The 8,910-nt window shown below is 46.2% G+C and carries 13 protein-coding genes; 4 read left to right on the forward strand and 9 right to left on the reverse strand.

Annotated elements, in window-relative coordinates; translation table 11 throughout:
* Positions 1-207, reverse strand: a 207-nt coding sequence (locus JF818_RS07280; RefSeq protein WP_198891367.1) for a hypothetical protein, incomplete at its 3' end; no start/stop codon positions are given.
* A 156-nt stretch (positions 208-363) separates the two neighbouring features.
* Between JF818_RS07280 and JF818_RS07285 the strand changes: the two genes are divergently transcribed.
* Positions 364-1,236: an AraC family transcriptional regulator gene (locus JF818_RS07285; protein ID WP_198891368.1), complete on the forward strand. Its 873-nt coding sequence runs from the start codon at positions 364-366 to the stop codon at positions 1,234-1,236.
* A 67-nt stretch (positions 1,237-1,303) separates the two neighbouring features.
* On the opposite strand, the gene JF818_RS07290 is transcribed toward JF818_RS07285, so the two are convergent.
* The gene (locus tag JF818_RS07290; RefSeq protein WP_370570315.1) at positions 1,304-2,005 is read right to left on the reverse strand and encodes a zinc-binding dehydrogenase; all 702 of its coding nucleotides are present in this window, start codon (positions 2,003-2,005) and stop codon (positions 1,304-1,306) included.
* Here JF818_RS07290 and JF818_RS16385 point away from each other — a divergent pair.
* Together JF818_RS16385 and JF818_RS07300 are read left to right on the forward strand one after the other, a co-directional pair.
* Positions 1,934-2,125, forward strand: a complete 192-nt coding sequence (locus tag JF818_RS16385; RefSeq protein ID WP_233066714.1) for a hypothetical protein — start codon at positions 1,934-1,936, stop codon at positions 2,123-2,125. The genes JF818_RS07290 and JF818_RS16385 overlap by 72 nt on opposite strands.
* 99 nt (positions 2,126-2,224) lie before the next feature.
* Positions 2,225-2,479, forward strand: coding sequence for a tetratricopeptide repeat protein (locus tag JF818_RS07300; protein ID WP_198891370.1), 255 nt, complete (start codon positions 2,225-2,227; stop codon positions 2,477-2,479).
* A 13-nt stretch (positions 2,480-2,492) separates the two neighbouring features.
* Here JF818_RS07300 and JF818_RS07305 read toward each other — a convergent pair whose 3' ends face one another.
* The 4 genes from JF818_RS07305 to JF818_RS07320 form a co-directional block, all read right to left on the reverse strand.
* Positions 2,493-3,677, reverse strand: coding sequence for a galactokinase family protein (locus JF818_RS07305; RefSeq protein WP_198891371.1), 1,185 nt, complete (start codon positions 3,675-3,677; stop codon positions 2,493-2,495).
* A 108-nt stretch (positions 3,678-3,785) separates the two neighbouring features.
* A complete protein-coding gene (locus JF818_RS07310; protein WP_198891372.1) occupies positions 3,786-4,529 on the reverse strand; it encodes a nucleotidyltransferase family protein in 744 nt (247 codons plus the stop codon).
* A 209-nt stretch (positions 4,530-4,738) separates the two neighbouring features.
* A complete protein-coding gene (locus tag JF818_RS07315) occupies positions 4,739-5,374 on the reverse strand; it encodes a GyrI-like domain-containing protein (RefSeq protein WP_198891373.1) in 636 nt (211 codons plus the stop codon).
* A 59-nt stretch (positions 5,375-5,433) separates the two neighbouring features.
* Positions 5,434-6,327 (reverse strand): YafY family protein, encoded by an 894-nt coding sequence (locus JF818_RS07320; protein ID WP_198891374.1) that lies wholly within the window; start codon positions 6,325-6,327, stop codon positions 5,434-5,436.
* 93 nt (positions 6,328-6,420) lie between these two features.
* Here JF818_RS07320 and JF818_RS07325 point away from each other — a divergent pair, with 93 nt between their 5' ends.
* Positions 6,421-7,290, forward strand: a complete 870-nt coding sequence (locus JF818_RS07325; protein WP_198891375.1) for a radical SAM protein — start codon at positions 6,421-6,423, stop codon at positions 7,288-7,290.
* A 141-nt stretch (positions 7,291-7,431) separates the two neighbouring features.
* Here JF818_RS07325 and JF818_RS07330 read toward each other — a convergent pair whose 3' ends face one another.
* The 3 genes from JF818_RS07330 to JF818_RS07340 all read right to left on the reverse strand — a co-directional run.
* Entirely contained in the window at positions 7,432-7,665 is a 234-nt protein-coding gene (locus JF818_RS07330) for a single-stranded DNA-binding protein (RefSeq protein WP_198891376.1), read from the reverse strand.
* Positions 7,666-8,035: 370 nt separating this feature from the next.
* Entirely contained in the window at positions 8,036-8,293 is a 258-nt protein-coding gene (locus JF818_RS07335) for a hypothetical protein (RefSeq protein ID WP_198891377.1), read from the reverse strand.
* Positions 8,294-8,343: 50 nt separating this feature from the next.
* A partial coding sequence (locus tag JF818_RS07340) for an ImmA/IrrE family metallo-endopeptidase (RefSeq protein WP_198891378.1) occupies positions 8,344-8,910 on the reverse strand: 567 nt, incomplete at its 5' end.

Consider the following 8,910-nt stretch of genomic DNA (forward strand, 5'->3'; position numbering starts at 1 on the left):
CTGGACCCGGGATGCTTCCTGACGGGAAAGGTAATACTCGTTGTAGATGATCTTGCCCTCAGGTCCCCTCTTGCCGATACACTTGCGGCGGTGCCGCCCTTGTTTCTTCTCACTATCCCAGTAGGCGGTATCCTCATAGACATATGTGACACCTGCATTCTTGTTGAAAACCTCAACGATCTTGGCTGTGTTCCCTGCTTTTTTCATAGCCTTTATTGTAGCTATGTTTTGAGCAAAAGTCAATGTCTTGGAATGATATATCTTCTAATATTCCAAAGAATTATTGGTATTATAGTTATAATTTGGAGGGAATTTGGGATGCTATACTTATAGGACAGTTTTCAGAAAAAAGGATGCTCCTGTATGGATCAAGAATTACTGATCAGCAAGTTCAAGGAACTACCACAGCACCGCACCTCCAGCAGATACTCAAGCAGGAAATTCCCGCTTCATGCTCTTACTGTACTATCAGGCCATGAGAGAGAAACCTCTTCAGTCTACCGTTGTGAAGGAGAGGCATTGAATACGCCATCCTATGTGGTGTGGCAATACACCTTGTCTGGGAGAGGTACATTTCAGAACAAACAAGGGAGTGTTGACCTGCTTCCAGGAACCCTTATGATCGTCTCAGTTCCCAGTGCCCATGTGTATTATCTTCCAGAAGACTCTGATCATTGGGAGTTTGTATTCTTGGTCATGATCGGACGGGAAGCTCTTCGTATTACCCATATGATTGAATCCAATCTTGGCAACTGTCTGGATATGAGGGGTCATAAGAAAACCATCTTGGCCTTGTTTGACTTCTGCCAATCATTAGTGACAAAAAAAATAAACAACCCTTTCACCAACAGCAGACAAACGTATGCACTCAGCATGAGTCTTTTAGAAGAGATGGGGGATCATCCACGTCCAACAAGCAACCAACCATTCCAAGAACTTAGAACGTATTTGAAGGAACAAATAGCCCGAGACATTTCGGTGCAGGAGATGGCTGATTTCTGCAACCTCAGCCGGTCACACTTCTCACGGCTATTCTCTGAGCAGATGGGAATATCCCCCAGAGTCTATCTAGAAGATCTTCGTCTTAAAACAGCGATGGGAATTCTTTACAACGAGCGGGCAAGTGTGAAAGAGACGGCAATACGTTGCGGTATTACCGATGTCAACTATTTCTGTAGACTCTTCAAGAAACGGTTTGGAGTAAGTCCGGGTAAGTATAAAGAGGGAGAAGGATAGGCTCAAATTTGTAGTATTGAACTTCGAGCGAGAGAATTCACCCCATTGAGTTTTCTTATGTTACGCCCTACCCAATCACCACCTTGTTGACCTCTCCCCGATGCTCGGATGCGAAGGTGAAGGCCTCCACTACCTGGTCGAAGGGGAATCGGTGGGAGATAATACCTTCAACCGAGAGAGCTTTGGAAGCCAAGAGAGACAGTACTGGACCAAAGGTATTACAGTAGCGGTTCACTCCCCTGACATCCAGCTCTTTCTCGATGACTGTCTCCATGGAGAAGGGGAATGAGGAAACCTCTGGCCAACCGACCAGGACAACCACTTTACCCCGTTTAGCTAAAAACGGTGTGGAGGAGGCTCCCTTGCTGGAGCCGGAGGTATCGAACACTACATCAACACCTCTTCCATGGGTTAAGGAATGAATCTGTTCAATTGTTGAGTCCTTCCCTGCATGAATGACTCCATCAGCCCCCAGTTCCTTCGCTTTCGCTAGGCGGGAGTCAAACACATCAATCATGAATATCTTACTTGCCCCAAAAGAGCGGGCAACCAGCATGGTGATCAAGCCAATCGGGCCGAAACCCACAATCGCCACAGAGGAGCCCGGCCTTAATCCTGCCCGGTTGCATGCCTGCATACCGACTGACAAGGGCTCAACCAACGCACCCTCTTCCAACGACACCCCGTCAGGAAGTCGGTGCAACATGGAACCATCAATAGCCACATACTCAGCAAAGGTCCCATTGACCGGAGGAGCAGAGAGAAACACGACATCAGGGCAAAGGTTATACCGTCCACTACGGCAGAACTCACACTTACCTCAGTGTATGCCTGGTCCAATAACCACGGGCTTGCCGAGTTCCGCCATAATCTGGTCACACGTGGATAGTTGACTGCCAGTGGAGCAATGTATTACTACGACTAGAGTCCTCATCAAATTCTCTACAAGGGCCTTGCACTACGAAAGCTTGGAAGAGAACAGGAAGCAATGAACAGTTTTGATGAGCTCTTAAGGTATGGCAAGGAGCATATGGATGATGAGGTGAGCATTGACTACTTTGCAGTCTCTCTCCCTGATCTCCAGGTATTCACTGAAGACCTATCAAAGAGAAACCGGATTCACTGTCTCTTCCTCATCGGCCTTGGCAACCTAGGCAAGAACAACAAGAAGGAAGCAGAAGAGGCATTTAAAAAGGTGCTTGAGATGGATCCTGGGCATAGTGAGGGGAGAAGGATGTTGTAGGGTTTCTTTTCCTCTACTCCACTCTCACCCCATCATCAGTCTTGCAGAAATGGACGGAGAAGATGTCCTTGTACTGGGGGAACTGCTGTAGGTATTCTCTAGTAACCTGTTCCTCTATCTCTTTCTTGTATGTTGGGTCAATGAGAGCCATGCAACACCCTTTGAAGCCTGCACCACTGAACCTACAGCCGTAGATACCAGGAACATGCTCTGAAATCTCATAGATTGCCTTCAGCTCGGGAGACCCTGTCTCCCAGGCATGGATGGAACTGTATCCGGAAGCGAATACCAGCTTTCCGAAGGTCTCCAAATCTCCTTCCTTCCAGGCCTCAATACCTTTCGCTACGCGGTCCATCTCAGTAAAGTAATGCATGGCACGCTTTGCAAACACCTCCGGGAGTTGGTCCCTGAACTCATCATATACAGAGGCAGGAACGTCCCTGAGCCTTGTATCCTTGTAGAGGCCATACTCAATACCAGCAAAGGCTTTCAGACTGTATGCAGCGCTTTTTGCCTCATCCACCCGTGTGTTGTAGCCACTTCCGAGTACCCGGGAAACACCCGAGTAGAAAATGGCAATCTCAAACTTGGGGAGTGAAGGAGAAGAAGGAATCAGGGAGAAGGAATCGTCACGGGTATCGAGAGCCAAGAGATGTTGTTTCTTGCAAAGCACCTCACATGATTGGTCGAGCTTCCCTACATTGATCCCTACATACCCATTCTCAGCAAACAGTGCTGTCTTGATCAGCTCAGAGGCAGAGAGTTCAATACCGTTTGCAAGGCAAAGCGCATTAAGGTAACACAATACCACTGCAGCAGAGGAAGAGAGCCCCCCGATGGGAAGTGTCCCCTTGATCACACCCTTGATGCCATTCTTCAATTCATAATTCTGGGAAAGTGCATATGCAGCACCCTTGGCGTAATCACCCCAATTTCCCTGCCTCTCCCCAATATCCTGCAAATCAAAAGAGACGTGCTCGGGAAAGTTCATACTGTCAATATTTACCGCGCCATCAGTGGAAACAAGGAAGCGAAGGTATACGCCCTTATCCAAGGCAAACCCGGTAATAATGCCATACTGGTGGTCAATATGTGCACCCAGCGGGCACACCCGGTAGGGAGCGTAGGCTGTATGAATGTCTTTCTTCTCTGCCCAAGGGTACAAAGAGGTGAATTGCTTTTCTAATGTATGTGGCATGGTAATCTGTTTCCCCTAATGAATATCTTAAGTATTGTATCGCACTTTTAAAGCTCATGGTACAACTTAATTACAAAAAGCAGGATGCCCGCTAGGCGTAGCGAGCTACTATTTCTTCGGGCCTTTATATTCGGTCTTCACTTGTTCATAATCATCAAGGTTCCCTATATCCCACCGCTTGCCTGGCATTGGGTACGCATAGACAGAAGTCTGATTGCACAGCCAGGAAATGAAAGAACCCGGGGCATCAGTGTTACAGCCAGCAGCAATTGCCTGCTTGATCTTGGGGATATCTTCCTTCTTGTAGACATAGAAAGGGGGTACTGCCCAGTTACTCTTTGGCTCCTTGGGCTTCTCCTCCATCAATATGACCTTGTCTGAGTCATCGATGGAGGCAACCCCGGTTCTCTGGAGCCGGGGAATGGAAGGTTCATAATGACGCATGATACACGTGCCTTGCTTCTCCCTGAAGAAGGAAACAAAACCCGAGAAAGAGAAGTCGAGTAGATTGTCTCCTGCCAAGACCAACAGGTCCTCCTTGAGGTCCAGCTGGTCGATAGCAAAAAGAATATCCTTCACTGCCCCCAGTCTATTCTCATTGCTGGTTGAGCCATCATCGAGAATGGTAATAGGATGGGAAAGCGCAGAGCTTTCCTTCCAAGAGACAAAGTGATCATAAAACTTATGGTTTGAGATGACTACATACTGGTCGATTCCAGGAATGGTATCAACATCAGAGAGAATCCAGTCCAAGACACTCTTCCCCTGAACCGGCAACAAGGGCTTGGGGAAGTTCTCTGTTAGAGGATAGAGCCGGGTAGCATAGCCGGCGCAGAGGATGAGACAGTGCATATAATACAGACCTCACAAGTATAGATGTCCTCTATCTTACCACACCTACCTTGTGATTTCCTTGATATTTTTTAGTCCTTCTGATACCGCTGCTGTCCTGACGCCTCCTTATTGCTGACAGCGATCTGGCAGTCATGCATACACTGTTTCAGGTATAAGTTGACTACACACCAATGCATAAGAATTGATGTGGGAAAACGCAAGATACTCTAGGCTTTTCGCACCGGAAGCCGGACAACAGTTTTCAAGGTGTCTACACTACTTCTACGGGGATCGGTAAGATAGATCTCATGATGAAGGCGTGTCGGGCTAACGTCCGGGATATACCCTTCCTGTAAGGCATAGGCATGCATCGATTCAATAGTCGTCTGTTCACTGTCATACGAACCAATGTGAAGCGCTTGGACGCAGAACCCCTCTGTATATGTACGATACTGAACCCCTGAACAGTCGATTCCTTTCTTCCGAAAAGCCTCCTCCTTGGCCCACTCCACATCCTCTTCCTGTATGAAATCAGGTATTCTGATCATCGAGATGAAGGTTAGTAGATCTTTTCTTGTAATATCGAACCCTTGGTATGGCCCCTTCTGGAACCACAAGCCCTCAAGAGGGGGAACAACATATTCGAAGAAGCCCTCGATCTTGTATGTACTTCTATAGCTCATTTTCAGGGTATAAGCCACGGTATAGAGTTGCTGTACTACCTGTTGGTACAACCCTCCCTCTTCATTTGGATCCCCGTCCCCTTCTGCAGCGATAAACTGTAAATTCGGAATGGTTATGAGGCTGGGTTGCTGTTTCGGAAGATAGAACTTTCGATATTCCTTTTTAAAATCATACGCCATGAAAAGCCTTCCTTAATCGATATGGATATACGGTAGCAGATGAAACTTGTCACCTTCTGTCAGGTATTGTACATACAAACAATCTTCTTAGCCTCAGCAAGCAGGGACTGCTGTAGCCACTGAGGGGAGAGCACCTCAACACCGGCACCAAAGGAGAGCAGGTATCCCTCCAACCATTGGCCAGAAGGAAGCGTTGAAGCGACTACCAATGATCCATCCATCTCCTTATGTATCGCAGAAGGATCGAACTCATCATATACCCTGAAAGCCAGTGAAGGAGAGAAATGCAACCTGACTTCCATCATCTCAACATCTTGCCGGTTCATGATAGCTGGGTACTCCATCCTTTCAAATGATTTTCCGGTGCTCTTAATGCGTACAATTCTGCTGAGCTTGAAAATTCTGAAAGCTTCCTTGTCACAGTCAAAACCCTTAAGATACCAGGCATAGGATTTGAACAGAAGACGCAATGGACGAACTCTTCGATTGGAGTGCTGCCCTTGAGCGTTGTAATACTCCAAATCAACCTCTTCAAGACAGAGAATTGCTTCCTTGAGTAAAGCAAAGCGTCGGGGATCCCAAGCTCCTCCTCCCCACTGTGAATACTCTACCTCCAACCAGTGGTCCTGTTGCATTTGAAAGAGCGAGGAGAGTTTCCGTAGAATTGCATCTGAGTTCCTTCCCACGAGCTGAAGGCTTTCAAGTGATGAGAGAATCATTTCCCTCTCCTCACCACTGAGCAGAGCTTTCTTGAGGGTGAACCCTTCCATTAGCTTGATACCACCACCCCTCCCTTGTGTTGTATAGATAGGAATACCAGCTTCAGAGAGACGATCAATATCCCTATAGATGGTTCTCAGAGAAACTTCCAGTTCTCTTGAGAGATACTCAGCCGTACAGGATTCATGATCCATGAGATAATAGAGAATTTGAAACAGACGGGACTCTTTCATCACACCTCCATGCGTATAAACCTGACATGCTATGGCAAGTTTATATGATAGAATACCATCAGGAAATGGGAGAAGGAAGAGGGGGTAGAGTGCATGCACTTCGTACAGGCAAAAGGAATTCTTTCTGAGAGAAATGGTATGAATCTCTATCGGGGCTGTACTCATGGATGCATCTATTGCGATTCACGAAGTGCTTGTTATCACATAGACCATCTCTTTGAAGACATCGAAGTTAAGGCCAATGCCATAGAGCTGCTTGAACAGAAACTCAGATCCAAACGTAAGCCCTGTATGATTTCCACCGGTTCCATGACAGATCCATATATACCGCTTGAAGAGCAAATTGGGAACGTACGCAAAGCAGCATCCCTTATTCATGCATACGGCTTTGGATTTTCGGTAATAACAAAGTCGAACAGGGTACTCAGGGATTTGGACCTGCTTAGAGCCATCAATGAGAAAACCAAATGCGTCGTGCAGATGACGCTTACCACGTATGATGAGGAGCTATGCAGAAAACTTGAACCAAATGTCAGTACCACAAGAGAACGATTTGAAGCCTTACAAATATTGCATGAGGCCCATATTCCCACAATAGTATGGCTCAGCCCCATTCTCCCGTTCATCAATGATACCAGGGAAAACATTGAAGGAATCCTATCCTACTGCATCAAAGCGAAAGTCAAAGGAGTCCTATGCTTCAATATGGGAATGACACTTCGCCAAGGCAACAGAGAATACTTCTATACACAGCTGGACAAATTGTTTCCCGGCATGAAGGAACGGTACATCAAGACCTACAAAACACAGTATGTTCTCAGCAGCCCAAACAACCATCAACTTATGGAGATTTTTCACCAAACGTGTGAAAGACACCACATCCTTCATGACACCAGGAAAATTTTTACCTATTTAGCGGAGTTTCCTTTCCCAAAGGAACCAACACAACTCACGCTTTTCTGATGGCTATAGTCTTCATTTGAAAACAGGTCAAAACATGAATTCTAAACACAACAACCTTTTGGCAGACAATTTCCAAAGGCTTTGAAAAGAATGAAGCTGTGGTGTAGGAACCCTCTTCCTGAGCCTAGCCTCTGTGGTGACTCATTTTTTCTGATACCGCTGCTGCCCTGATGCACCCTTATTGCTGACACTAATCTGGCAGTCATTAGCACTCACATAGCTCAGAAATAGAGAACCAAGCAGGAGACGGTCACCCCGGGGGATCCTGTTCCAGAGGTACCCCTTGAACAAATCTTTCACCAGGAAGCTCTCTCCTGGCTTCAGGTTCTTTGCTTCCTTGAGGGCTGTTTCCAATAAGGCATTTATATCTTGCATATACGCTTTCCTTCTAACATTAATATTGTTCTCAATATCAAGTATTGAGTGTTCAAGGGAGAAGGTCAAGAGAGGGGGAAAGACCTGAGTCTCTTGGTTCTGTTTGAGTTGTAATCTCACGATTCTTTGGGTTGAATATGCTACTTCCACAGATGATAAAGGGGAAGGAGTACTATCAACATCAACGTCTTGTTTCCTTCAAGTGTCCTTTTGTGACGAAACTGTCACTAAATGACAGTTTCCTATAAAAACAGATTCATTTCGGTTGATTGTTTCCTTCTTCCCATACCACCTTACTCAGCTTCCCTTGCAAGCAATAGTCATCTGTGCATCCCTTGCACGATTGAAATCAGCTATTGTATTCACGCTCTCAAGATTTCTTTGCTATTTCTTCTGTATCTACAGCAGCCTGTTTTTTTGCCTGCTTTTTCCTGGCCTTCTCTTGCCTCTCTTCCCACATGTCCCAGAGCCAGTCCTTTACCGGTAGTTTCCATTGTTGGTCTTTGGACGGGATATTCTTGATCAAACTCTTGGGATTAAGTCCCATTTGTTTTGCAATGCGGATATCATCCTCATTCAGCCTGCACAGCTTCTTTGCTTTCTTCCACTCTTGTTCTGAAAATGCCACAGTAAAACTCCTTATGTAATAGGTAATTGATGCCACGAGAATTGAGAATACTACATGACCTCATCCCAGTCAAAGGACCTTGTCAGGTCCTTGAAATATGACCAATTCCCTGTAAGGTGACGATAGCGCCCTGCCACGATCCCGGGACTGACCCCCAGTTGCTTTGCCATAGCAATAACCTCTTCTCTCGAGATAATTTGGCTAATGGTTTTATTATATGCTTCAGGGATCAAGATATTCGCTGCGAACCTGTCTGCTTCCTGTTCTTGCCGATCAGTACTTCTCTCCTCAGCAATATACAGTCGTTTCTTCTCGCCATGCAGTATGTGGTAGGCTTCATGAAAGAAGGAGAACCAAAAAAGATCTTCTGCTTTTCCTCGAAGGCTAACCAATATCATCGCTTTGGAAGGAGACAACCACTTTGATGCTCCATTCCAAGGGACCTTTTTCATCTCTTTTACCAGGACAAGAGCAACACCACAAGAAGCCCGTAACGCTTTCATCCTAGGCAAAAACTGTACAGGTTCACTGGTAGTGAGCTCCCGTATCTCTTTCAATACTCTTCTGAAGCTATCTGCATCATAGGGAACACATACAGTATCCGGTGGCTGTAGCTC

The sequence above is a fragment of the Sphaerochaeta sp. S2 genome, from assembly GCF_016406725.1.
GTDB lineage: Bacteria > Spirochaetota > Spirochaetia > Sphaerochaetales > Sphaerochaetaceae > Sphaerochaeta.